At 67.3% G+C, this 22661-nt stretch carries 25 protein-coding genes and 1 riboswitch; of the genes, 15 read left to right on the top strand and 10 right to left on the bottom strand.

Annotation, left to right across the window (positions count from 1 at the left end; all coding sequences use genetic code 11):
- The 3 genes from VKI00_RS06435 to VKI00_RS06425 form a co-directional block, all read right to left on the bottom strand.
- On the bottom strand, window positions 1-875 hold an 875-nt coding region (locus VKI00_RS06435; protein WP_324436163.1), incomplete at its 3' end, for a TobH protein.
- Window positions 872-2284 (bottom strand): phosphomannomutase/phosphoglucomutase, encoded by a 1413-nt coding sequence (locus tag VKI00_RS06430; RefSeq protein ID WP_324436162.1) that lies wholly within the window; start codon window positions 2282-2284, stop codon window positions 872-874. The genes VKI00_RS06435 and VKI00_RS06430, both read right to left, overlap by 4 nt.
- Before the next feature lie 154 nt (window positions 2285-2438).
- Window positions 2439-2876 carry a DUF3499 domain-containing protein gene (locus tag VKI00_RS06425; protein ID WP_324436161.1) on the bottom strand — a complete coding sequence of 146 codons (438 nt, stop codon included), beginning with the start codon at window positions 2874-2876 and terminating at the stop codon, window positions 2439-2441.
- 161 nt (window positions 2877-3037) lie between these two features.
- Between VKI00_RS06425 and VKI00_RS06420 the strand changes: the two genes are divergently transcribed.
- On the top strand, window positions 3038-3460 hold the full coding sequence (locus tag VKI00_RS06420) for a metallopeptidase family protein (RefSeq protein ID WP_324436171.1): 423 nt from the start codon (window positions 3038-3040) through the stop codon (window positions 3458-3460).
- 71 nt (window positions 3461-3531) lie between these two features.
- Here VKI00_RS06420 and VKI00_RS06415 read toward each other — a convergent pair whose 3' ends face one another.
- On the bottom strand, window positions 3532-3879 hold the full coding sequence (locus VKI00_RS06415; RefSeq protein WP_324436170.1) for a WhiB family transcriptional regulator: 348 nt from the start codon (window positions 3877-3879) through the stop codon (window positions 3532-3534).
- Between the two features lie 326 nt (window positions 3880-4205).
- Between VKI00_RS06415 and cofD the strand changes: the two genes are divergently transcribed.
- Genes cofD through VKI00_RS06400 form a run of 3 tightly spaced genes read left to right on the top strand, consistent with a single transcriptional unit; the run spans window position 4206 to window position 7107 of the window.
- On the top strand, window positions 4206-5198 hold the full coding sequence (gene cofD, locus VKI00_RS06410; protein WP_324436160.1) for a 2-phospho-L-lactate transferase: 993 nt from the start codon (window positions 4206-4208) through the stop codon (window positions 5196-5198).
- Window positions 5195-6565, top strand: a complete 1371-nt coding sequence (locus VKI00_RS06405) for a coenzyme F420-0:L-glutamate ligase (protein WP_324436159.1) — start codon at window positions 5195-5197, stop codon at window positions 6563-6565. Before cofD ends, VKI00_RS06405 begins: the two co-directional genes overlap by 4 nt.
- On the top strand, window positions 6562-7107 hold the full coding sequence (locus VKI00_RS06400; RefSeq protein WP_324436158.1) for an NUDIX hydrolase: 546 nt from the start codon (window positions 6562-6564) through the stop codon (window positions 7105-7107). Before VKI00_RS06405 ends, VKI00_RS06400 begins: the two co-directional genes overlap by 4 nt.
- On the opposite strand, the gene VKI00_RS06395 is transcribed toward VKI00_RS06400, so the two are convergent.
- From VKI00_RS06395 to rfbD, 3 genes are read right to left on the bottom strand one after another with little or no spacing between them, the layout of a single operon-like run.
- Window positions 7089-8165 (bottom strand): NDP-sugar synthase, encoded by a 1077-nt coding sequence (locus tag VKI00_RS06395; protein WP_324436169.1) that lies wholly within the window; start codon window positions 8163-8165, stop codon window positions 7089-7091. The genes VKI00_RS06400 and VKI00_RS06395 overlap by 19 nt on opposite strands.
- Window positions 8166-8167: 2 nt before the next feature.
- Window positions 8168-9049: a glycosyltransferase family 2 protein gene (locus VKI00_RS06390; RefSeq protein ID WP_324436168.1), complete on the bottom strand. Its 882-nt coding sequence runs from the start codon at window positions 9047-9049 to the stop codon at window positions 8168-8170.
- A 34-nt stretch (window positions 9050-9083) separates the two neighbouring features.
- Window positions 9084-9962, bottom strand: coding sequence for a dTDP-4-dehydrorhamnose reductase (rfbD, locus tag VKI00_RS06385; RefSeq protein WP_324436167.1), 879 nt, complete (start codon window positions 9960-9962; stop codon window positions 9084-9086).
- Window positions 9963-10088: 126 nt separating this feature from the next.
- Here rfbD and VKI00_RS06380 point away from each other — a divergent pair, with 126 nt between their 5' ends.
- The 9 genes from VKI00_RS06380 (at window position 10089) to VKI00_RS06340 (ending at window position 19180) form a co-directional block, all read left to right on the top strand.
- The gene (locus tag VKI00_RS06380) at window positions 10089-11555 is read left to right on the top strand and encodes an LCP family protein (RefSeq protein WP_324436157.1); all 1467 of its coding nucleotides are present in this window, start codon (window positions 10089-10091) and stop codon (window positions 11553-11555) included.
- Complete coding sequence (locus VKI00_RS06375; protein ID WP_324436156.1) at window positions 11543-12277, top strand: TIGR03089 family protein; 735 nt, start codon at window positions 11543-11545, stop codon at window positions 12275-12277. The genes VKI00_RS06380 and VKI00_RS06375 overlap by 13 nt, the downstream gene beginning before the upstream one ends.
- A gap of 235 nt (window positions 12278-12512) precedes the next feature.
- Complete coding sequence (locus tag VKI00_RS06370) at window positions 12513-12791, top strand: DUF1490 family protein (RefSeq protein WP_324436166.1); 279 nt, start codon at window positions 12513-12515, stop codon at window positions 12789-12791.
- 1 nt (window position 12792) lies between these two features.
- Window positions 12793-14919: a manganese-exporting P-type ATPase CtpC gene (gene ctpC / locus VKI00_RS06365; protein ID WP_324436155.1), complete on the top strand. Its 2127-nt coding sequence runs from the start codon at window positions 12793-12795 to the stop codon at window positions 14917-14919.
- 99 nt (window positions 14920-15018) lie between these two features.
- A complete protein-coding gene (locus VKI00_RS06360; RefSeq protein ID WP_324436154.1) occupies window positions 15019-15807 on the top strand; it encodes a heavy metal-binding domain-containing protein in 789 nt (262 codons plus the stop codon).
- Window positions 15807-16181 carry a DUF5073 family protein gene (locus VKI00_RS06355; RefSeq protein WP_324436153.1) on the top strand — a complete coding sequence of 125 codons (375 nt, stop codon included), beginning with the start codon at window positions 15807-15809 and terminating at the stop codon, window positions 16179-16181. The genes VKI00_RS06360 and VKI00_RS06355 overlap by 1 nt, the downstream gene beginning before the upstream one ends.
- A gap of 38 nt (window positions 16182-16219) precedes the next feature.
- Window positions 16220-16409, top strand: a riboswitch (cobalamin riboswitch).
- Between the two features lie 37 nt (window positions 16410-16446).
- A complete protein-coding gene (locus VKI00_RS06350) occupies window positions 16447-17133 on the top strand; it encodes a (2Fe-2S)-binding protein (RefSeq protein WP_324436152.1) in 687 nt (228 codons plus the stop codon).
- Entirely contained in the window at window positions 17130-18806 is a 1677-nt protein-coding gene (locus tag VKI00_RS06345) for a PPE domain-containing protein (RefSeq protein WP_324436151.1), read from the top strand. The genes VKI00_RS06350 and VKI00_RS06345 overlap by 4 nt, the downstream gene beginning before the upstream one ends.
- A gap of 50 nt (window positions 18807-18856) precedes the next feature.
- The gene (locus VKI00_RS06340) at window positions 18857-19180 is read left to right on the top strand and encodes a hypothetical protein (RefSeq protein WP_324436165.1); all 324 of its coding nucleotides are present in this window, start codon (window positions 18857-18859) and stop codon (window positions 19178-19180) included.
- Here VKI00_RS06340 and VKI00_RS06335 read toward each other — a convergent pair.
- Complete coding sequence (locus tag VKI00_RS06335; RefSeq protein ID WP_324436164.1) at window positions 19177-19728, bottom strand: cation transporter; 552 nt, start codon at window positions 19726-19728, stop codon at window positions 19177-19179. The genes VKI00_RS06340 and VKI00_RS06335 overlap by 4 nt on opposite strands.
- Before the next feature lie 147 nt (window positions 19729-19875).
- Window positions 19876-20424 (bottom strand): GNAT family N-acetyltransferase, encoded by a 549-nt coding sequence (locus VKI00_RS06330; protein ID WP_324436150.1) that lies wholly within the window; start codon window positions 20422-20424, stop codon window positions 19876-19878.
- A 46-nt stretch (window positions 20425-20470) separates the two neighbouring features.
- Between VKI00_RS06330 and VKI00_RS06325 the strand changes: the two genes are divergently transcribed.
- Window positions 20471-21250, top strand: a complete 780-nt coding sequence (locus VKI00_RS06325) for a DUF2127 domain-containing protein (RefSeq protein ID WP_324436149.1) — start codon at window positions 20471-20473, stop codon at window positions 21248-21250.
- Between the two features lie 42 nt (window positions 21251-21292).
- Window positions 21293-22468: a CoA transferase gene (locus VKI00_RS06320; protein ID WP_324436148.1), complete on the top strand. Its 1176-nt coding sequence runs from the start codon at window positions 21293-21295 to the stop codon at window positions 22466-22468.
- Window positions 22469-22540: 72 nt separating this feature from the next.
- On the opposite strand, the gene VKI00_RS33715 is transcribed toward VKI00_RS06320, so the two are convergent.
- Window positions 22541-22651 (bottom strand): DUF6611 family protein, encoded by a 111-nt coding sequence (locus tag VKI00_RS33715; RefSeq protein ID WP_414687129.1) that lies wholly within the window; start codon window positions 22649-22651, stop codon window positions 22541-22543.
- Between the last annotated feature and the right edge of the window lie 10 nt (window positions 22652-22661).

The following is a 22661-nucleotide window of genomic DNA, read 5'->3' as shown; positions in this document are numbered from 1 at the left end:
ACCCGGAGCCGCTCGGCGACCGGGCCGTCGATCTCCTCGTCGTGAAACAAAGCCTCCACCGGGTCCATGGACCCCGAATCCGCGGCCGCGCTCAGCGCCGCCAAGGCGTCCGCGAGCCCGGTGGCGGCGGCCACCTGATGGGCGATCCGCAGCAGAACGGAAGACCCATGCCGGGCCAGCGCCAACGTAGCGGCCGAGTCCCCGGCCAGCACCACGCGACGCCGCGACATCCGCTCGACCAACGCCTTGGCCGGATTGGTGAACACTTCACGGCCGGCGCTGTTGCGCAACGCCTCCGCGTCCAGCCCGTCGGCCAGGGCGGCCAGGTCCACCCCCAGCTTGGGATCGACGCTTTGCAGCGCAGCCAGCCCGGCGGCCAGGTACCGGCACAGGCCGAACTCGTCGGGAACCGGCAGCCGTGGCGCCAACACCGCGGCCCGACCGGCAGTGGCTTCTCGCAGCGGGCCGTCGTAGGGCGCCGCGACGACAACCCGCGCGCCGCGGCGCACTCCGCTCGCGGCGGCGCCGACCAGCGCCGGATCGCCGGGGTCGTCGCCGGCCACGATCAGCACGTCGAGCGGGCCGATCCACGACGGCGCGTCGGCACCGACCACGATCGGCGCGGCGGCCCAACTGCCGAACGTCGCGGCCAGCATGGTGCCTGCGGTCTCGGCGGTCCCTCGGCCGGCAACCCAGATCACCGTGCGAGGACGATCATCGCCACGCACCGCGTCCAGAGCACCCTCGTCGAGCGTCGCCGCGGTCGCGCGCACCTGCGCACCCGCCGTCGACGCCGCCCGCAGCAGCCCGTCGCGATCCGCGGCCAGTAGGGCTTCGGTGTCGTCGAGGTCGATCGTGGCCTGGGTCGCGTTCACGTCGCGGCCTCCGTCTGACCTATGGCTGGCCCGCTCACCTGCTGGCGAATTTCCCCGGCAACGTGCTCGACCAGCGCTTCCACGTCCTCGACGCAGCGTCCCTCCACATTCAGCCGCAACAGCGGCTCGGTGTTGGAGGTGCGCAGGTTGAACCAGCTGCCCTCACCGAGGTCGACCGTCACCCCGTCCAGATGATCGATGGATTGAATCCGGGCGGCGAAGGATTTCAGCACCGCGTCGACACATGAGGGCGCGTCGTCCACGGTGAAGTTGATCTCGCCGGATGACTCGTAGCGCTGGTAGTCGGCGGTCAGCTCGGACAGCGGCCGCTCCTGCTCGCCGAGCGCGGCCAGCACGTGCAGCGCGGCCAGCATCCCAGAGTCGGCGCCCCAGAAGTCGCGGAAGTAGTAGTGCGCCGAGTGCTCGCCGCCGAAGATCGCACCGGTCTCGGCCATCAGTGCCTTGATGTAGGAGTGCCCGACCCGCGAGCGCACCGGCGTGCCGCCGCGCTCGACCACCAACTCCGGCACCGCGCGCGACGTAATCAGGTTGTGAATCACCGTCGCGCCGATTTCGCGGCCCAGCTCGCGGGCAGCGACCAGAGCGGTCACCGTCGACGGCGACACCGGCCGGCCGCGCTCGTCGATCACGAAACACCGGTCGGCATCGCCGTCGAAAGCCAGCCCGATATCCGCGCCGGTCTCCAGCACGTAGGCCTGCAGATCGGCCAGGTTCGCCGGATCCAGCGGGTTGGCCTCGTGGTTGGGGAACGAACCGTCGAGGTCGAAGTACAACGGCAATAGCGTGATCGACCCGATCGGACCGAGGACCGCCGGCGCGGTGTGGCCGGCCATCCCGTTGCCCGCGTCGACGGCCACCCGCAGCTGGCGCAGCCCGGAGGTGCTGACCAACGAGCGCAGGAATTCTCCGTAGTCGGCCAGCACGTCTTGGTCGCCGACGAAACCGGGCGGCCCGTCGTAACCGGGGACGCCCGCGATCAGGTCGTCACGAATGGCGGTCAATCCGGTCTCGGCGCCGACGGGTAAGGCGGCGGCGCGGCACATCTTGATGCCGTTGTAGGCGGCCGGGTTGTGGCTCGCGGTGAACATCGCACCGGGGCAGTCCAGCAGCCCGGAGGCGAAATAGAGCTGATCGGTCGACGCCAAGCCGATCCGGGTGACGTCAAGGCCCTGGGCGGTGACCCCGGCCCCGAAGGCGGCGGCCAGCGCTGGCGAACTGTCGCGCATGTCGTAGCCGATGGCGACTCGCCGCGCATCTTCGGCACGCATCAATCTGGCGAATGCGGCACCGACGTCGCTGACGAACGGCTCGTTGATCTCCTCACCGACCAGACCTCGCACGTCGTATGCCTTGATCACGCGGTGCACAGCCGCGGCGGACCGAGACATCGAGCTGCTCCTGATGGTGGGGACGTTTCGGGATCAGCCTAGTCCGGTGACGATGCGTGCCGGGACGGCCCGAGGAGGAACCGGAAAATGAACACTAGTCCGGCAGGGTTACCAGTCGGGGGGTCGCCCAATCAAGACGGTCCCGCGACGGTTACTAGTCGCTGGGGTCGGGCAACACCCGTAGGTGGCCGCGTCGGCGTCCGTTGCCGGCGGGGCGCTGCCCGGCCTGGGCCAGCACGCCACCGGAAGGTGCTGCCGCCGGTGCGCCGCCTTGCTGGCCACCGAAGTCGTGAAATCCGTTGACCGGCGCGCCGCCGACGACCGCATCGCGACCCTCCCGCACCGCCTCGGCCAGCGCGATCAGATCGTCCTCGTCGGGGTTGGTGGCCAGCGGACCGGAGTGCCGGACGAGTTCCCAGCCGCGCGGCGCGGTGATGCGACCGGCGTGGCTGACGCACAGGTCCCAGGAATGCGGGTCGCGCGAGGTGGCCAGCGGGCCAATCACCGCCGTGGAGTCCGAGTATACGAACGTCAGCGTCGCCACCGCATAATGCGGGCACCCGGGCCGGCAACAGCGACGCGGAACGTTCACGATCGAGAGGCTATCGTGCGCAAACGTCCACGCAGCGCCGGACACGCGCATTCGCCCGGGCCGCGATGTCCAACCGTTACCATCGCCGGGTGAGCGATTCGCGCAGCTCTCGCCCGGACGGACGCCCAACGGGTCGAAGGGTGTCGCGCCGTGGTCGCGAGATGCGCGGGCCGCTGCTGCCGCCGACGGTGCCCGGGTGGCGCAGCCGCGCCGAGCGCTTCGACATGGCCGTGCTCGAAGCCTACGAGCCAATCGAGCGACGGTGGCAGGAGCGACTGTCGGGGCTCGACGTGGCGGTCGACGAGATCCCACGGATCTCGGCGAAGGATCCCGACAGCGTGCAGTGGCCGCCGGAAGTGGTCGCCGACGGGCCGATCGCGTTGGCCCGGTTGATCGGCGCCGGCGTCGACGTGCGCGGAAGCGCTACCAGGGCGCGAGTTGTGTTGTTCCGCAAGCCGATTGAGCGGCGCGCGAAGGACACGGTTGAACTCGCCGAATTGCTGCATGAAATCCTGGTGGCCCAAGTAGCCACCTATTTGGACGTCGAGCCTTCGGTCATCGACCCGACGATCGAGGACGACTGACCAGCGGGCGATCGCCAGCTCGGCGCAGCCGCGCGCGGCGGGTCGCCCGCCGACCAACCGAGTCGACCGCGTCAGATGATTCCGCGCTTGAGGCGGCGGCGTTCCCGCTCGGAAAGCCCGCCCCAAATGCCGAACCGCTCGTCGTGAGCTAACGCGTAGTCGAGGCATTCGGCCCGGACCTCGCAGCCCAGGCAGATCTTCTTCGCCTCACGGGTGGAGCCGCCCTTTTCGGGAAAGAACGCCTCGGGGTCCGTTTGCGCGCACAACGCGCGGTCTTGCCACTGGTCCGTGGTCACTGGGTCGGGGTCAAAGACTGTCGTCACTTCGACCGCATCGGGAACAGGAACCAAACTCAAACGGGGCCTTGCTGTTACCCCTGTGATTGGCGAGCCGGTAGTGGTGTGCGGTGTGCCTCCCATTAGGCCCCGAAGGTGCTCATAGGACATGCTCCGCCTCCTCACCTGGTTTCGTTGATCGTGAATGTCACCACTGTTTTGATGTGCGGCCATCTCGATTCGAACAAATGATCGAATCTCGGTCTGCGGCACCGAATCCGGCGGCCAACCGAAATGACACTGGTGTGATTACACACGGGTAAGGAACGCTTTGCAAGCGATTCGGCGGATTTCCATACCATCTCGTGATCAATTTTTTGCGACACTGCAGCCGTTGCCGCCTTGGCGTGTCGCTCACACCCCCGACCGGACCCGTCCCAAGCACCCCGCCGCGCGTACTGTCGTGCGATGTGAAGGTCACGGTTCTGGTCGGCGGAGTTGGCGGCGCCCGCTTTCTGCTCGGCGTCCAACGGCTGCTCGGTCTGGGCCAGTTCGCCTCCGGGCGTGGGCTTGCCGGCGACCACGACCTGACCGCGATCGTCAACATCGGCGACGACGCGTGGATGCACGGCGTGCGGATCTGTCCCGATCTGGATACCTGCATGTACACCTTAGGTGGAGGTGTAGACCCGCAGCGCGGCTGGGGCCATCGCGACGAAACCTGGCACGCCAAGGAGGAACTGGCTCGCTACGGCGTGCAGCCGGACTGGTTCGAGCTCGGCGACCGCGATTTGGCTACCCATTTGGTGCGCAGCCAGATGCTGCGGGCCGGCTACCCGCTGTCGCAAGTCACCGCGGCGCTGTGCGACCGCTGGCAACCGGCAGCCACGCTGCTGCCCGCCAGTGACGACCGCTGCGAAACCCACGTGGTCATCACCGATCCCGTCGACGACAGCCAACGCGCTATCCACTTCCAGGAATGGTGGGTGCGCTACCGCGCGCAGGTGCCGACGCACAGTTTCGCGTTCATCGGCGCTGAAAAGGCCCACGCCACAGCTGAAGTCACAGAAGCCATCGGCGACGCCGACATCATCCTGGTGGCACCGTCGAATCCGGTGGTGAGCGTCGGCGCGATCCTGGCCGTCCCCGGTATCCGCGGAGCATTGCGGTCGACCGACGCCCCGATCGTCGGATATTCCCCGATCATCGGGGGAAAACCGTTGCGCGGCATGGCAGATGCGTGCCTTTCAGTGATCGGCGTGCCGTCGACCGCAGAGGCGGTGGGGCACCACTATGGCGCGCGAGCAGGCACCGGCATTCTGGACTACTGGCTGATACACGAGGGCGACCACGCCGAAATTGACGGCGTTGCAGTGCAGTCGGTACCGCTGCTGATGACCGATCCTGCGGCGACGGCGGCGATGGTGAGCGCCGGCCTGGACCTCGCGGGTGTGGCAGCGTGAGCGCGCCGGCGACCGGCGGCGAGCACGGCACTGCGTCAGCGGTTGAGATCCTGCCGGTCACCGGATTGCCCGAATTCCGGCCCGGCGACGACCTGGGCGCCGGGATCGCCGCGGCAGCGTCCTGGCTGCGCGACGGCGACGTGCTCGTGGTCACCAGCAAGGTGGTGTCCAAATGCGAGGGCCGGCTGGTGGAAGCGCCTGACGACCCCGAGGAGCGAGATGCGCTGCGGCGCAAGCTCGTCGATGCGGAAGCTGTCCGCGTGCTGGCCCGCAAGAACCGCACGCTGATCACCGAGAACAAGCTGGGCGTCGTTCAGGCCGCTTCCGGCGTGGACGGCTCTAACGTTCATGCGGGCGAATTGGCGCTGTTGCCAGTCGATCCCGACGCCAGCGCTGCGGCCCTGCGCGCCGGGCTGCGCGAGCGGCTGGGGGTCACCGTCGGCGTCGTGGTTACCGACACCATGGGCCGCGCGTGGCGCAACGGCCAGACCGACGCTGCGGTCGGCGCGGCCGGCTTGGCCGTGCTGCACAGCTACGCGGGCGCCGTCGACCGGCACGGCAACGAATTGCTGGTCACCGAGGTCGCGATTGCCGACGAGATCGCCGCCGCCGCCGATCTGGTCAAGGGCAAGCTGACCGCGATACCGGCGGCCGTCGTGCGCGGGCTGTCTTCCGGAGTCGTCTCCGACACCGGCGACACGGCGCGCCACCTCGTGCGCTCCGGGACCGACGACCTGTTCTGGCTGGGCACCGCCGAAGCCGTGGAGCTGGGCCGCCAGCAGGCCCAGCTATTGCGCCGCTCGGTGCGCCAGTTCGCCGACGAGCCGGTGCCGGCGCAGCTCATCGAGGCCGCCGTCGCTGAGGCGCTCACCGCGCCGGCCCCCCACCACACCCGGCCGGTGCGCTTCGTCTGGCTGCAGACATCCGCGACTCGGCTGCGGCTGCTGGACCGCATGCGGGACAAGTGGCGGTCCGACCTATCCGGCGACGGCAAGCCGGCCGATGCGGTGGCCAGGCGGGTCGCTCGGGGCCAGATCCTCTACGATGCACCGGAAGTCGTGATTCCGATGCTGGTGCCCGACGGCGCGCATGATTACCCCGACGCTGCCCGCAGCAACGCCGAGCACACCATGTTCACCGTCGCGGTGGGCGCTGCCGTACAAGCGCTACTGGTGGCGCTGGCCGTGCGCGGGGTGGGCAGCTGCTGGATCGGCTCGACGATCTTCGCCGCGGATTTGGTCCGTGCCGAGCTGGGGTTGCCCGATGACTGGGAGCCGTTGGGCGCCATCGCGATCGGCTATCCGCTTGCACCGTCAGCGGAGCCGCGCGACCCGGTGCCGGTCACCGATCTACTGGTGCGCAAGTGAGCGTTCGTCAGTCGGCCATCGCGTTGCTGCGCGAGTGGAAGGCGCCGAACCGGGGGCAGGACTCGCTGCGTCACGCCGTGTTGGCGTTTCTGGATGCGCGCGACGACGGCTGCCTTCGCGAATGTGAGCCGGGACACGTCACGGCCTCGGCGTTGGTGCTTGATGATTCCCGCGGCCAGGTCCTGCTGACATTGCATCCGCGGCTGGGCCGCTGGGTGCAACTGGGCGGGCACTGCGAGCCCGACGACGAAGACATTGTCGCCGCCGCACTGCGGGAGGCCACCGAGGAATCCGGCGTCGACGGCCTACACATCGACCCCGACCTGGTCGCGATCCACGTCCACGCGCTCACCTGCTCGCTGGGGGTGCCGACCCGCCATCTCGATCTGCAGTTCCTGGCCCACGCTCCGGACGGGGCACAAATCGCGGTCAGCGACGAGTCGGTGGACCTGCGTTGGTGGCCGGTCGACAGCTTGCCCGCGGGCTCCGACGAGGCGCTGGCGTATCTGGTCGACCGCGCAGTTCACACGTCGGACGAGTAGCGAATACCGCCGTCGGGAATGGAAACGCCGGGCCAGACCCGCGCTCCGCGCAGCAGCTCGCAACGCGCGCCGATGTGGGCGCCGTCGCCGATGACCCCGTCGCGTATCAGCGCCCGCGGGCCGATCCGCGCGCCGAACCCGATGATCGACCGCTCGATCACGCTGCCCGCCTCGATCCGGGCGCCGTCGAAGATGACCGCGCCGTCCAGCCGGGCGCCCGGGCCGATTTCGGCGCCGCGCCCGACGACCGTGCCGCCGATCAGCAACGCGCCGGGAGACACCGCCGCGCCGTCGTGCACCAGTTGCTCTCCGCGATGGCCGTGCAGGGCCGGCGATGTGGCGATGCCACGGACCAGATCCGCCGATCCGCGGACGAAGTCTTCCGGCGTGCCCATGTCCCGCCAGTAGCTGAGATCGACGTGGCCGTAGACGCTGACGTCGCCGTCGGAGAGCAGGGTCGGGAACACCTCCCGCTCGACGGACACCTCGCGGCCACGTGGAATGCGGTCGATGATCCTGCGAGAGAACACGTAGCAGCCCGCATTGATCTGGTCGGTCGGCGGATCCTCGGTCTTCTCCAAAAATGCTGTGACCCTGCCGTTTTCGGTCGGCACGCAGCCGTATGCCCGGGCGTCACCGACCCGGACTAAGTGCAAGGTGACATCGGCCTGCTGCTCATGGTGATAGTCCAGCAGCTGCCCAAGATCCGCTCCGGATAGCACATCGCCGTTGAAGACCATGACAGTGTCGTGACGCAAACGGCTTGCGACATTGGCGATCCCACCGCCGGTGCCGAGCGGATGTTCTTCGGTCACATACTCGATCTCTAGGCCCAGCTTCGACCCGTCACCGAACTCCGCCTCGAACACCGCCGGTTTGTAGGACGTTCCCAGTATCACGTGCTCGATACCGGCCGCGGCGATGCGTGAGAGCAGATGGGTGAGAAACGGCAGCCCGGCGGTGGGCAGCATCGGCTTTGGCACCGACAGCGTGAGTGGCCGCAGCCGAGTCCCCTTGCCGCCGACCAGAACGACGGCATCAACTTTGGAGTGCCCCACCGTCACTGCCGCCCTTCTGCCATTTCGCGCCGGGCCTCCCGCCGCGCGCCACGCTCCATCAACCGCGAGCGCACGGCCAACCCGACCCGAAAGGCCCAGCGCAGCGGTGCCTGCCGCCATCCAGCATGCCGGTCGGCGAGATAAAGATAAGTGCTTTTGTGGTGGGCTGCCAGGTTGAGCGCCGACTCGCGTGCGGTGGCGTGACCTTTGTGGTGCAGCACCTCCGCCGTCGGCACATAGACGTTCAGCCAGCCCGCCTTGCCCAGTCGGTCGCCCAGGTCGACGTCTTCCATGTACATGAAGTAGCGCTCGTCGAACCCGCCGATCTGCTCGAAGGCCGCGCGGCGCACCAGCAGGCACGACCCCGAGAGCCACCCCACCGGCCGCTCGCGGGGTTCCAGCCGCTCCTGCCGGTAGGCCGTCGACCACGGGTTGTTCTTCCACAGCGGTCCGACGACGGCGTGCATGCCGCCGCGGATCAGGCTGGGCAGCAGGCGCGCCGAGGGATACACCGAGCCATCCGGGTCGTGGATCAGCGGGCCCAGCGTCGCCGCGCGCGGCCACCGCACGGCGGCGTCCAGCAGCGCGTCGATGCTGCCGGGCCCCCACTGCACATCCGGGTTGGCCACCACGGCCCACTCGTCGGCGACTCCTTCTTCTTCACCGAGCAGCGCTATCGCGCGATTCACCGCGCTGCCGTAGCCGAGGTTGGCCCCGGTCGCGAATAGCCGCACACCTGGGTAGCGCTCGACCGCGGCCTGCGGCGTCCCGTCGGTGGAGCCGTTGTCGGCCATCAGCACGCTCACCGGACGCTCGGTCGCGTGCGACAGCGACGCCAAAAAACGGTCCAGGTGCGGACCCGGCGAATAGGTCACTGTCACCACCGGCAGGACGTCACTCACGCGTTGAGGGTAACGGTCACGGGCGCGCAGTCGCCCGGAGAGCAGCAGCGAGCGCGTCCTGCCACGGCCGCAGCGGCGACAAGCCGGCCTGTTCCGACTGCCGACCGGACAGCGCCGAATATGGCGGCCTCGTTGCCGGCCGCGGATTGTGAGCGGTGCTCACCGGCACCACTCGCTCCGGATCGGCGCCGACGCCCTCGAACACCGCGCGCGCTTGTCCGAAGCGGGTGACCGCGCCCTGATTGGCGGCGTGCAGTATTCCGTTCGGCGGCCGCTTGACCTGCCCGTCAGCCACCTCGAGCAGCGCGGCGACCAGATCGCCGACGTAGGTGGGCGATCCGGTCTGGTCGTCAACCACCTCGACGATGCGATCGCCGGCGGCAAGCTTCCGCATGGTGGCGACGAAGTCCTTGCCCTTTCCGCCGGTGTAGACCCACGCAGTGCGTACCACCACGGCCTCCGGCAACGCCGCCAGCACCGCCTGTTCGCCCGACAACTTGGCCTGCCCGTAAACACTCAGCGGCGCGGTCGCGTCGTCCGGCTCGTAGGGGCGCGGCGCCGATCCACCGAAGTCGCCGCTGAACACGTAGTCCGTGGAGATGTGGATCAACTGCGCACCGACGCGCGCGCATGCCCGCGCGATGTGCTCCGGGCCGGCCGCGTTGACCGCATACGCCCGCTCCTCGTCGCCCTCAGCGCCGTCGACATTGGTGTAGGCCGCGCAGTTGATCACCACGTCGCCGGTCTGCACGATCTGACCCGCGGCCTGCGGATCGGTGATGTCCCACTGCGACGACGTCAGCGCCAGCACGTCGCGTCCGCGCCGAGTGGCCTCGGCCGCCAAGCAGCTGCCGGCTTGCCCACCCGCCCCGGCGATCAGGATCCTCTTAGGCACCGTCACAATGTGCCACTCCTCCGCATCGCTTCGCTCTGCATCGTCGTCGGCACGGTCACGTCACGAGTCTGGCACGCCGAGGTTCAGCTACCGGCGATACTGCTGTGACGAAAGTAATCTGTTGTGATGCCTGTGCAACGCGTGCCTCGTGTGATTGCAACTGTGGCGGCCGTGATGGTCGTGCTCGGTACCGGGGTGGCTTGGAGCAAGGTCCGCTCTTTTGAGGACGGCATCTTCCATGTCTTCGCGCCGTCGTTGGGTCAGGGTGGCGACGACGGGGCGATCGACATCCTGCTGGTCGGCATGGACAGCCGCACCGATGCCCACGGCAACGCGTTGAGCGCCCAGGAGTTGGCAACGCTGAAGGCCGGGGACGAGGTGGCCAGCAACACCGACACGATCATCCTGGTGCGCATCCCGAACAGCGGGAAATCCGCGACGGCGATCTCGATTCCGCGCGACACCTACGTCTCCGCGCCCGGGCTGGGCAAGACCAAAATCAACGGCGTCTACGGTCAGACCAAAGAAGAGAAGCGAGTCAGCCTGGTCGAATCCGGCGTCGCGGCCGCCGAGGCCGAGGCCGAGGGAACCGAGGCCGGCCGCGAGGCGCTGATCAAGACGGTCGCCGACCTCACCGGCGTCACCGTCGACCATTACGCCGAGATCGGGCTGCTGGGCTTCTCGTTGATCACCGACGCCCTCGGCGGCGTCAACGTATGCCTGAAAGAGCCCGTATACGAGCCACTTTCGGGTGCCGATTTTCCGGCGGGCTGGCAGAAGCTCAACGGTCCACAAGCGCTGAGCTTCGTCCGCCAGCGCCATGACCTGCCCCGCGGAGACCTGGACCGGGTGGTCCGCCAGCAGGTGGTGATGGCCTCGCTAGCCCACCAGGTGATCTCCAGCAAGACGCTGTCGAGCCCGGCAACGATGAACCGGCTGCAGAAAGCGATCCAGCGCTCGGTGGTGTTGTCATCGGGTTGGGACATCATGGATTTCGTGAACCAGCTGCAGAAGCTTGCCGCCGGCAAGATCGCGTTCGCGACCATCCCGGTGCTCGACGAGTCCGGCTGGAGTGACGACGGCATGCACAGCGTCGTGCGGGTCGATCCCCACCAGGTGCAGGATTGGGTGGGGGGCCTGCTGCACGACCAGGCGCAGGGCAAGACCGAAGAGCTGGCCTACACGCCAGACAAGACCACCGCTAACGTGCTCAACGACACCGATATCAACGGGCTTGCCGCGTCGGTGTCAGAAGTGTTGACCTCGAAAGGCTTTGCTGCGGGCAAGGTCGGCAACAACGACGCTGCCCACGTGGCCAACAGCCAGGTGCAAGCCGCCAAGGCCGACGACCTGGGCGCGCAAGCGGTCGCCAAAGAACTCGGCGGGCTGCCCGTCATCGCCAATACGTCGCTACCGCCGGGCTCGGTTCGAGTGGTGCTGGCCAATGATTACACCGGGCCGGGCGCGGGTTTGAGCGACGGGCCCACCGCGATGGCCGCCCGTTCGTCGAACTCCGGCTCGGGCGACAACACGGCTCCCCCGCCCTCGCCGATCCTGACCGCCGGCTCCGAGCACCCCGAGTGCGTCAACTGACCACCCTCAGCGGAGCGGTCCTGGACCCGATGCTGCGCGCCGACCCGGTCGGCCCGCGGATCACCTACTACGACGACGCCACCGGCGAACGCATCGAGCTGTCGGCGGTGACACTGGCCAACTGGGCGGCCAAGACCGGCAACCTGTTGCGCGACGAGTTGGGCGCCGGGCCCGGCAGCCGGGTGGCGGTGTTGCTACCGGCCCACTGGCAGACGGCGGCGGTGTTGTTCGGGGTGTGGTGGATCGGCGCGGAGGTGGTGCTCGGCGACTCCGATGCTGACCCCTCCGATATAGCCCTATGCACAATTGACCGGCTCGACGACGCGGACGCGACCGGCGCCGCCGAGGTGGCGGTGCTGTCGCTGGACCCGTTCGGCCGCGCGGTGACCGATCTGCCGGTCGGCGTCACCGACTATGCGACCGCGGTGCGGGTGCACGGCGACCAGATCGTCGCCGAGCGCCATCCCGGGCCGGCCCTGGCCGGCCGGTCGGTGGACGAGGTACTGGCCGCTTGCCAAACGTCCGCGTCGACACGGGGTTTGACGCCCGGCGAGCGGGCGCTCTCGACGGCATCCTGGGACGGGCCCGACGACGTGATCGAGGGTCTGCTGGCGGTCCTGGCGGCCGGCGGCTCGCTGGTGCAGGTGGCCAACCCGGATCCGGCGGCACTGCCACGCAGGATCGAGACCGAGAAGGTCACCCGCGTCTTTGAGTCCCACTAGCCACACCAGCACCGTCTCCGGGCCGCGACACGTCCGCCGAATCGAGGGCGCATGCGATAGCGCCTCGACGGGTGATATCACATGCGGGCGTCATTTGGAGCAGACAGCTGTCCCTCCAGACAGCGACTGGCGAGGTTGTTGAGACTCCTGATACTCAGCCACAGTCCGATACATATTGATATCGCAATATTTCGATGTTAGTTTGGCCGGGATGGCAACAAAGGAAGGTGCGGGGATGTTGGTGCACGGGTTATTGGGTAAGGCGGCGGGGACGGTGGTCACCGGTCTAGTCGGTGTCAGCGCCTACGAGGTTGTCCGTAAGGCCCTGGCCAAGGCTCCACTTCACGACGCCGCCGTCACCGCGACGGAGTGGGGACTGCGCGGAACCCGGCGCGCCGAGGAAGCAGCGGAGTCAGCCCGGCTGAAGGTGGCCGACGTGGTGGCAGAAGCCCGCGAACGCATCGGTGAGGAGGCACAGCCTCCGGCCATCGGCAACCACGACCACGAGCACTGACATGCGCGTCGTTTCGGACGCGGCCGGGCGGATGCGGGTGCATGTCCCCTGGGTACGTTCGAATTCGCCGCGCGCAGTCGCGGTGGAAGAGGCGGTCGATCGGCAGAACGGGGTGCGGGCCGTGCACGCCTATCCCCACACCGGCTCTGTCGTCGTCTGGTATTCGCCGAGGCGTTGCGATCGTGATGCGGTGCTCGCCGCAATCCAGGAAGCCGAACACGTTGCCGCCGAGCTGATCCCGGCTCGTACACCGCGGTCGTCCGACGTCCGCAACACCGAAGTGCTGCGGATGGTGATCGGCGGCACGGCGCTGGCCTTGCTCGGGGTGCGCCGCTATGTCTTCAAGCGCCCGCCGCTGCTGGGCCCGAGCGGTCGGCTGGTCGCAACCGGCGCGACGATCTTCATGGGCTATCCGTTCCTGCGCGGCGCGTTGCGCTCGCTGCGGTCCGGCCGCGCCGGCACCGATGCACTGGTGACCGCGGCGACCGTGGCCAGCCTGGTGCTGCGCGAGAACGTGGTCGCGCTGACCGTGCTGTGGCTGCTGAATATCGGTGAGTACCTTCAGGATTTGACGTTGCGACGCACCCGGCGGGCCATCTCGGATCTGCTGCGCGGCACCGCCGACACGGCATGGGTCCGTCTTGATGATGGCAACGAGGTACAGGTCCCGATCGACACCATCCAGATCGGCGACGACGTGGTGGTCCACGACCATGTGGCGATACCGGTCGACGGCGATGTGGTCGACGGCGAGGCCGTTGTCGACCAGTCCGCGATCACCGGCGAAACGCTGCCGGTCAGCATCGTCGCCGGGTCGACGGTGCATGCCGGTTCGGTGGTGCTGCGCGGGCGCCTGGTGGTTCGCGCCAGCGCCGTCGGCAACGAGACCGCGATTGGCCGCATCATCACCAGAGTCGAAGAGGCGCAACATGATCGGGCGCCAATCCAAACCGTCGGCGAGAACTTCTCCCGCCGTTTCGTGCCCATCTCCTTCATCGTGTCCGCGATCACGCTGGCGATCACCGGAGACGTCCGACGCGCGATGACAATGCTGCTGATCGCCTGCCCGTGCGCCGTCGGCCTGGCGACGCCGACCGCGATCAGCGCGGCGATCGGCAACGGCGCGCGCCGCGGCATCCTGGTCAAGGGCGGGTCGCACCTCGAGCAGGCCGGTCGGGTGGACGCGATCGTCTTCGACAAGACCGGAACGCTCACCGTCGGGCGCCCGGTGGTGACGAATATCATTGCGCTACACAAGGATTGGCAGCCAGAGCAGGTGCTCGCCTATGCGGCCAGCTCCGAGCTGCACTCTCGTCATCCGCTGGCCGAGGCGGTGATCCGCTCGACCGAGGAACGCCGCATCATCATTCCGCCGCACGAGGAATGCGAGGTGCTGGTCGGCCTTGGCATGCGGACCTGGGCCGACGGCCGCACGCTGCTGCTGGGTAGCCCGTCGCTGCTGCGCTCGGAAAACGTCAAGGTGTCCAAGGAGGCGGCGGACTGGGTCGACAAGCTGCGCCACCAGGCCGAGACGCCGTTGCTGCTAGCCGTGGATGGAAAGCTGGTCGGGCTGATCAGCCTGCGCGACGAAGTCCGACCCGAAGCGCCGGATGTGCTGAAGAAGCTGCGCGCTAACGGAATTCGCCGCGTCGTGATGCTGACCGGCGATCACCCCGACATCGCCACGGTGGTTGCCGGCGAGCTGGGCATCGACGAGTGGCGCGCCGAGGTACTGCCCGAGGACAAACTCGAAGTGGTACGCCAGCTCCAGGACGAGGGCTACATCGTCGGCATGGTCGGCGACGGCATCAACGACGCGCCGGCGCTGGCCGCCGCGAACACCGGCATCGCCATGGGCCTGGCCGGCACCGACGTCGCCGTCGAAACCGCCGATGTCGCCCTGTCCAACGACGATTTGAACCGCCTGCTCGACGTCGGCGACTTGGGCGCCCGGGCGGTCGAGGTCATCCGCCAGAACTACGGCATGTCGATCGCGGTCAACGCCGCCGGGCTGCTGATCGGCGCCGGCGGTGCATTGTCGCCGGTGCTTGCTGCGATCCTGCACAACGCGTCGTCGGTGGCCGTCGTCGCGAACAGTTCCCGGCTGATTCGGTACCGATTGGACTGAGGCCACTGGCAGGCTAAGGGTTGACCAACCGTGGGAGAAGCGTCCGCCGGTCCGATATCGGCCTCGTACGATGTGCGCAACCGGCGAAAGGATACCCACGTGTCATCGACCCCGCTCGACCCCGTTGCCAGCGAACGGCTGTCGCATGCCGACAAGGTCTTCACGTCGGACTTGTCGATCAGCGAATTCGCGCTCCTGCACGGGGCCGGTTTCGAGCCACTCGATCTGGTGATGGGTGTCTCGGTCTACCACGTCGGCTACCAATTCGCCGGTATCCGGCAACAATCCGAACTGCCCGTGCTCACCGAGGCGACCTACCGTGCGCGCTGGAACGCCATGGCCCGCATGCAGGCCGAAGCCGACTCGCTGGGCGCCGACGGTGTGGTGGGTGTCCGCCTGGAATGGCGCCAGCACAGCGCCGAATCCGAGCACCTGGAGTTCATCGCGGTCGGAACCGCTGTGCGCTACACCCCCAAGCCAGGGTCTTTTCGGCGCAGCAACGGGCAGGCCTTCTCCAGTCATCTGTCGGGGCAAGACATGGTGACCCTGCTCCGATCGGGCTACGCGCCGGTGGCGTTCGTCATGGGCAACTGCGTGTTTCACATAGCCGCGCAAGGCTTTATGCAGACGCTGCGACAGATGGGCCGCAACATCGAAATGCCACAGTGGACCAAGGGAAACTACGAAGCGCGCGAGTTGGCCATGTCGCGCATGCAGAGCGAAGCCGAGCGCGACGGCGCATCCGGAGTCGTCGGGGTGCATTTTGCCATCCAGAACTACGCATGGGGCTACCACACGGTGGAGTTCTACGCCGCCGGCACCGCTGTGCGCCACAGTGGCACACCCGAAACCATTGCACCGTCGTTCGTGCTCGCCATGAACGACTGATGACGGCTTTCGACGCCGAGCGGGTGAGCCGCATCGTCACCGGTGCGCTGTCAGGGCCGGGCGGAATCGCGTTGGTGATCAACGTCTTTGCCGGACTGCCGGGCGTTGCGCACACCCCCGGCCGCCGGGGGATGTTCCGGTCTCAACCCGCACGACTGCAGATCGGCGACTGGCGCTACGAGGTGACGCCCGACGACCGGTTGAGGGCGGCACACGTAGTCGGCGGCATCGTGATCGCCGATGAGCTGGTGTTGGCCGACGCGGTGGGGCCGCACCTCGCCCGCTCCCTCGGGCAGATTGTCGCCCGCTACGGTCCGGCGGTCATCCCGAGCATCGACGCAGCGGTGGACGCGTTGAGCGCCAGCGCCGGGTGAGATGAGCCGTCGTCGCGAACAGTTCCCGCTGATTCGGTACCGATTGGACTGAGCGAAGTGCGACAATATCGCCCGTAAGGCGATGACGATGTAGGAAGCCGGTGCAAATCCGGCGCGGTCCCGCCACTGTTATCGGGGAGCGAACCTCAAACGCCACGGCCGCGAGCTGGAAGGCGAGGCGAGCAGCGATCCGAGAGCCAGGACACTCGCGTCGTCGCATCCTGCGGACCGGGGCGGTCGACCCCGAGAGAGCTGTTGAACATCCATGGCTCGTCGTTCTTGCGTGGCGCCGCTGACCGAACTCGCCGACATCAGTCCATATTTTGCGGTGGGGACCGGACCCGTCGATGACGACTGGCGTCCGGTGCGGCAGCTCTACACCGACTCCGCACTGCTCGACGGGATCGTCGACCGCGTCGGAGCGCGCATCGATGTCGCCGAGCAGCGGGTCGCGGCGTCCACGTTCTTCCTCGGCTTCGCCGCGCGGCTGTGGTCGATCGGCCTCGGCGCACTGGCCGGCCCTGGGCTGCTGCCCGACCTGGACGTCGAGCATCTGCTGTTCCGGGAGAGCGACGGCCAAATCCAACTGCATATCGAACATCCCGTCGCCTGGCAGGGTGATGACCTGGAGCCGATGCTGGCCGACATGGTGCTCGAGTGGCACCTGGCGCCGCTCAGCGCCGCGCTGCGCCGACTCGGGCCGATGTCGGACGGGTTGTTGCGCGGCAATGCAGCCTCCGCGTTGCTCGGCGCCGCTCGCGTCTTCGACCGCAATGCCACAGCTGGGCCCGGGTGGCAACTGGCCCGCAGATTGTGCTCCGACGAAAGACTTTCGGCTGCAATCCGTTTCAATGGCGCGAGCTATCGCCGGACCAGCTGCTGCCTCTACTACCGCGCGCCTCGCGGTGGGCTGTGCGGGGATTGCAGCATGGCCGAGGAAGGCTGTCGATGACCGCACCGATTTGGATGGCCGCGCCGCCAGAGGTGCATTCGGCGTTGCTGAGCAGCGGCCCGGGCCCCGGATCACTGCTGGCGGCCGCCGGGGCGTGGACCTCGCTGAGCACCGAATACACCGACACCGCCGCTGAATTGGCCGCAGTGTTGGGCGGCGTGCAGGCGGGGGCCTGGCAGGGCCCGACCGCCGAGGAGTATGTGGCAGCCCATGTGCCTTATCTGGCCTGGCTGGCTCAGGCCAGTGCCGACGCCGCCGCGACAGCCGCCCAGCACCAAACCGCCGCCGCTGCCTACACCACCGCGCTTGCGGCGATGCCGACGCTAGGCGAGCTGGCCGCCAACCACGCCACCCACGCGGTACTGTTGGCGACGAATTTCTTTGGCATCAACACGATTCCGATCGCGCTGAACGAAGCCGACTATGTGCGGATGTGGGTTCAGGCCGCCACCGTGATGAGCGTTTATCAGGGTGTGACCACCGCGGCGGTCGCGGCATCGCCGCAAACCCCAACGGCGCCGCAGATCGTGAAAGCCAATGCGGCGGCAGCCACCGGCAGTTCGGACTCGTCGTTGTTACCCCCCGACACGGAGCAAAATTGGCTCAATTTCCTACAGAACATCGGGTTCACCGACTTCTACAACAACGTCTTACAGCCGTTGATCAACGACCTGCTGAACAACCCCTACTTGGCATCGCTCTTTTCCGGATTCGATCCGTATCTGGCCGAGCTCGGTAATCCGCTGATCTTCCTCGACCCGTTCAACGTCGCGTTCGCCCTCGGCTATCCGATGGATATCGGTTCATATGTCGCCTTCCTGTCGCAAACCTTCGGATTTATCGGGGCGGACGTCACCGCGGCGTTCGCTTCGGGAAATCCTGCGACCATCGGCTTCACTCTGATATTCGCCACCGCCGAAGCCATCGGCACGGTCATCACCGACACCATCGCATTGCTAAAGACGCTGCTCGAAGAGACTCTTGTGCTGCTACCGAGTGTTCTGCCGCTGTTGACTGTGCCCTTCGTCCCGTTGGCAGTCATCCCGGTGGGCGCCAGCGGCTTAGCGGGCCTGGCGGGTTTGGCCGGGCTGGCCGGCATCCCTGCGGTGCCCATCCCCCCAATCCCCCCACCGGTGGCGTTGGCACTGGCACCAACCCCGACACCTGTCCCTGCCCCGGCCCCCGCGCCGGCCCCGGTCCTCGCGCACGCCGCCGCGCCCGCACCCGCCGCCCCCGGCCCCCCGCCGCCGACACCATCAGGACCGCCCGCACTGGTGACTGCCCAGGGCTTTGCCTACATGGTCGGTAGCCTGACCGCGGCCGCTCGGAGGGCGGCGAGCGTCAGCACCACGGCTAAGGCGCCGGAACCCGCGGCTGCCGCGGCCTTAGCCGCCGCTGTTGGACCGGAAACGCCGGACCAAACGCGCCGACGTCGTCGACCCAAAGCGGAAATGCTCGGCCGCGGTTACGAATACATGGATTTGGAGCCAGAGCCGACGGTATTCCCCTCGGATCGGGGTGCGGGACTGCTCGGTTTCTCAGGCACCGCCGCGAAGGAAACCGCCACTGCGGCGGCGGGATTGGCCACATTGGCCGATGATGAGTTCGGCGGCAGCCCGCGTATGCCGATGATGCCGAGCACCTGGGGTACCGACTCCCCGTCTGAGGATTAGCATCAGTGTCTGTGGCCCGCCAGGCATATGCTCACGACGCGGTTGTGACTATGCAGCCCGGCGGTAGTCCGAACGCCCTCGGCGGCGCAATAACCGTCGCGCTGTGCGGGCACTGGGACCACGAACCTCCATGCCGTCTCGCGCCGCACTATGTCACGGCACTGCCGGATGGTGAAAACGTAACGCTGCGAATACTTTTCGCCACCGAACCGGCCAACGAGCGACGGGTCCGCGCGCTGATCGGCGAAGCACTCGCCGTAGGACAGTTGACCGGCCCCGATGGCGGTGTCACGACGTGGCAGCTGAGCTCTGCAGCCCCCGGCAACGTCCGGCCGGAGGAAGAGGACCATGCCGCCGGACTGATTGGCTCTTAGCAGCCGCAGTCCTCGCCACGCCATGACCTGACGCCCTGCCAGATCGCGGCGGCGGCGATGCCCAGGCCGATGACCGGATCGAACCACCAGAGGCCAGGCCAGGCGGCGGTGACCGCGAGGCCAACCAGAACCGCAGCGGCCTGCGCACCGCAGAAATAGTTCTGGGTGCCTTCACCTTTTGTGGCCGCCGAGCCCAGACGCACGGCCAGGACATGCTTGGCCCATCCCAGGATCGGCATCAGCACCAGCGAGGCGGCCGTCAGCGCTATACCGATCATTGACGTCTCAGCGTGATGCTCACCGAATAGGTCACGTACCGATTCCGCGGCGATATAGGGCGCCGTCAGCCAGAACGACAACGCGACACCATGCTGAGCGCGTCGTTCAGCGTGCTCGGACAATCTCCGCCAGCCCGAGAACCGCCACGCCACCATGGCACTGGCCAAGGCCTCGGGCAGGCTGCCCAATGCCCACCCGGTCAGCGCGATCGACCCGACCGCCAGGCCTTGCCAGAGCCCGATCGCACCCTCGGCGAGCATCGCGGCCATGCTGACCCACGCCAGCAACCATGCCCACCACGCACGACGGTGCCAGGCCGCATCCCGCGACGTCGGATGTCCGGACTCCGCGCAGCAGCCGTCGTCGACGACTCCGGCGGGGTTGCCGGTCGGGCGCGAGATGGTCACCCCGCGATATTAGCGGCCGACCTCTATCGGGCGTGGCGGCGACATGTCGTTGCCGCCGTCCAGCGTGCATTGCCAGAAACCGACATCGCGCCAGGCGCCGTGTTTGTGACCGGCCTCAACCAGGTGGCCTGCGCGGATAAACCCGTGTCGCTCGTGTAGTCGGACGCTCGGCTCATTCGGCAGGGCGATCACCCCAACGACGCTGTGGAAGCCTTGCCGGTGCAGACGGGCCATCAGCTCGGTGTAGAGAGCGTCGCCGACCCCGCGGCGCTGGCTCGAAGGATCCACATAAACGGTGGCCTCGGCGGTCCATTGATAGGCGGCCCGACCGTGGAATGGCGCCGCGTAGGCCACGCCGACGACGCGGCCGTCGGTGGCTACCAGCCAGGGGAACCGGCCATGCAGTCGTCGCCAGTCGTTGCGCCACTCGTCGACGTCCTGCGGTTCGGTCCGGAAATTGACGAACGACTTCTCGATGAAGTAATTGACGACCTTGCAGACCGCTGCCAGGTCGTCCTCGGTGGCGAACCTGACCTGCAGCCCCGATCGCCGGCTCACCGTACCCTCGCAGCCGGTCGCATCGGCGTGACACTACCGTGCTCTCATGGTGGATTTTGCTCTGCGCTCGTGTGGATTGCGTGGGCACGCGACGTTCGCTCCTGATGAGCCGAAGCTGCGCGAGCGCTTGAAGGCCGATACCCCCGCCGGGGAGGCGTGGCGTTGTTTGCGCTGCGAGACGTTCGTTGTGGGGCATCCCCGCCAGAGCGGACCGGCCAATACCGCGCCCGAGATCCCACGCGGGCGAATGCTTCGTGATCGGACGTTGATGCGGGCGCTTGCTGTGGAGCGCGCATTTCGCTGTGTGATTTTTTTGCTGCTAGCAGCAGGCGTCTTCAAGGTCAAGGGATCACGCGAGCACCTACGCCACGCGTTCGAGCAGGACCTGCCGTTACTTAAGCCATTGGCGAACCAGATCGGGTTTAATCCGGACAACTCCAAGATCATTCACCACATCGCGCAGGCATTCTCGTTGTCCTCCTCGACGTTGACCTGGATCGCCGTGGGGCTTGGCGCCTACGCAGCGATCGAGCTTGTCGAAGCGGTCGGGCTGTGGCTGATGAAACGGTGGGGCGAGTACTTCGCGGTGATCGCGACCAGCGTCTTCTTTCCACTGGAAATCTATGAGCTAACAGAGAAGATCACAGCCCTTCGACTTATTGCGTTCGTGATCAACGTCGTTGCCGTCATTTGGCTGCTGTGGAGCAAACGACTCTTCGGGCTGAACGGCGGCGGCAAGGCGTATCGAGAAGAACATGAAACAGTGAGTTTGCTAAGCGTCGAACGAGCAGGTCTGCTCGAAACCGCCACCGGCACAACGGCGTAGTGACGTTGAATTAACTCGCAGCCGCAGAAGGGACGCACATTGATGGCCGACGGCCCCAAGCCTCTCGATGGTTTTCGGGTGCTCGATTTCACCCAGAACGTGGCTGGGCCGCTGGCCGGCCAGGTGCTCGCCGACCTGGGTGCGGAGGTCATCAAGGTAGAGGCGCCCGGCGGGGAGGCCGCCCGGCACATCACCTCGATTCTGCCGGGGCGGCCGCCGCTCGCGCCGTACTTTCTGCCCAACAACCGAGGCAAGAAATCGGTTTGCGTCGATCTGACAACCGAGCGGGGCAACCAGGAAATCCTGCGGCTCAGCGACACCGCGGACGTCATTCTCGAAGGGTTCCGGCCCGGCGTGATGGAGAGACTTGGTCTGGGCCCCAACGACTTACAAACACGCAATCCAAAACTCATCTACGCCCGCGTGTCGGCGTTCGGCGGCAACGGGCCGAACGGTGACCGGCCGGGGGTCGACCTCATGGTCGCCGCCGAGGCAGGCATGACCACCGGGATGCGCACGCCGGACGGTAAGCCACAGATCATCCCGTTTCAGCTCGTCGACAATGCGACGGGACACGTGCTGGCCCAAGCGGTTCTGGCCGCGCTGCTCAATCGCGAGCGACACGGGGTGGCCGACATTGTTCGCATCGCGATGTACGACGTCGCAGTCTCGCTGCAGGCCAATCAGCTGACCATGCACTTGAACCGGCCAACCGAGCCTAAGTCAGCTCCAACTGCCAAGCAGCGCAAGCGGGTTGGCTTCGCGACGCAACCGTCAGACGCGTTCCGCGCCGCCGACGGCTATGTCGTCATCAGCGCGTACATCCCCAAGCACTGGCAGCTGTTGTGCCGAGCCATCGACCGTCCGGATCTTCTCGACGACGAGCGGTTCGCCGACCAACGTTCGCGGGCGATCAACTACGCCGAGTTATCCGACGAGCTGGAGTCGACGCTGGCCACCAAACCGGCCGAACATTGGGTTAATCTGTTGCGCCACCACGGGCTAATGGCTTGTCTGCCGTACAGCTGGAAGCAGGTCGTCGACACGCCGCTTTTCGCCGAGAACGACCTCGCTCTGCAGGTCGGCAGCGGCGACGACGCGGTCACGGTCGTTCGCACACCGGCCCGCTTCTCGACCTTCGCAGCGGCCGCCACCGAACCCCCGCCGGCGCTGGGCGAACACAACGGCGACTTCTTGACCGCGTCGCCGCCGCTCTAGCGGTCGGACAACGTTGAATTTCGCCGAGCACGACACCCCGGGAGATGTAGGACGATCGCTGCGATAGTGCGTTTAGACGTGGGTGGTGTCCTCGAGACGGTCGTATGCCTGCCACCAAATGGCTTCGTACTCGACCGGTGAGATGGCACCGGTCGACAACATGTCGTCGGCCCGGGTCAGCATGTGAGTCAGG

Origin of the sequence: Mycobacterium sp., from assembly GCF_035314665.1 — a bacterium.
GTDB lineage: Bacteria > Actinomycetota > Actinomycetes > Mycobacteriales > Mycobacteriaceae > Mycobacterium.
Note: the sequence above shows the minus strand (reverse complement) of the source record. Positions and strands in the feature narration are given on the sequence as shown.

Coding starts and splice junctions, on each gene's coding strand:
- VKI00_RS06420 (WP_324436171.1), top strand. CDS start 3,038: ATGCGCGGGCCGCTGCTGCCGCCGACGGTGCCCGGGTGGCGCAGCCGC.
- VKI00_RS33715 (WP_414687129.1), bottom strand. CDS start 22,651: ATGCTGACCCGGGCCGACGACATGTTGTCGACCGGTGCCATCTCACCG.
- VKI00_RS06370 (WP_324436166.1), top strand. CDS start 12,513: ATGTTGGTGCACGGGTTATTGGGTAAGGCGGCGGGGACGGTGGTCACC.
- VKI00_RS06335 (WP_324436164.1), bottom strand. CDS start 19,728: ATGGCCGCGATGCTCGCCGAGGGTGCGATCGGGCTCTGGCAAGGCCTG.
- VKI00_RS06320 (WP_324436148.1), top strand. CDS start 21,293: ATGGCCGACGGCCCCAAGCCTCTCGATGGTTTTCGGGTGCTCGATTTC.
- VKI00_RS06415 (WP_324436170.1), bottom strand. CDS start 3,879: ATGGGAGGCACACCGCACACCACTACCGGCTCGCCAATCACAGGGGTA.
- VKI00_RS06350 (WP_324436152.1), top strand. CDS start 16,447: ATGGCTCGTCGTTCTTGCGTGGCGCCGCTGACCGAACTCGCCGACATC.
- ctpC (WP_324436155.1), top strand. CDS start 12,793: ATGCGCGTCGTTTCGGACGCGGCCGGGCGGATGCGGGTGCATGTCCCC.
- VKI00_RS06380 (WP_324436157.1), top strand. CDS start 10,089: ATGCCTGTGCAACGCGTGCCTCGTGTGATTGCAACTGTGGCGGCCGTG.
- VKI00_RS06430 (WP_324436162.1), bottom strand. CDS start 2,284: ATGTCTCGGTCCGCCGCGGCTGTGCACCGCGTGATCAAGGCATACGAC.
- VKI00_RS06355 (WP_324436153.1), top strand. CDS start 15,807: ATGACGGCTTTCGACGCCGAGCGGGTGAGCCGCATCGTCACCGGTGCG.
- VKI00_RS06340 (WP_324436165.1), top strand. CDS start 18,857: ATGCAGCCCGGCGGTAGTCCGAACGCCCTCGGCGGCGCAATAACCGTC.
- VKI00_RS06345 (WP_324436151.1), top strand. CDS start 17,130: ATGACCGCACCGATTTGGATGGCCGCGCCGCCAGAGGTGCATTCGGCG.
- VKI00_RS06325 (WP_324436149.1), top strand. CDS start 20,471: ATGGTGGATTTTGCTCTGCGCTCGTGTGGATTGCGTGGGCACGCGACG.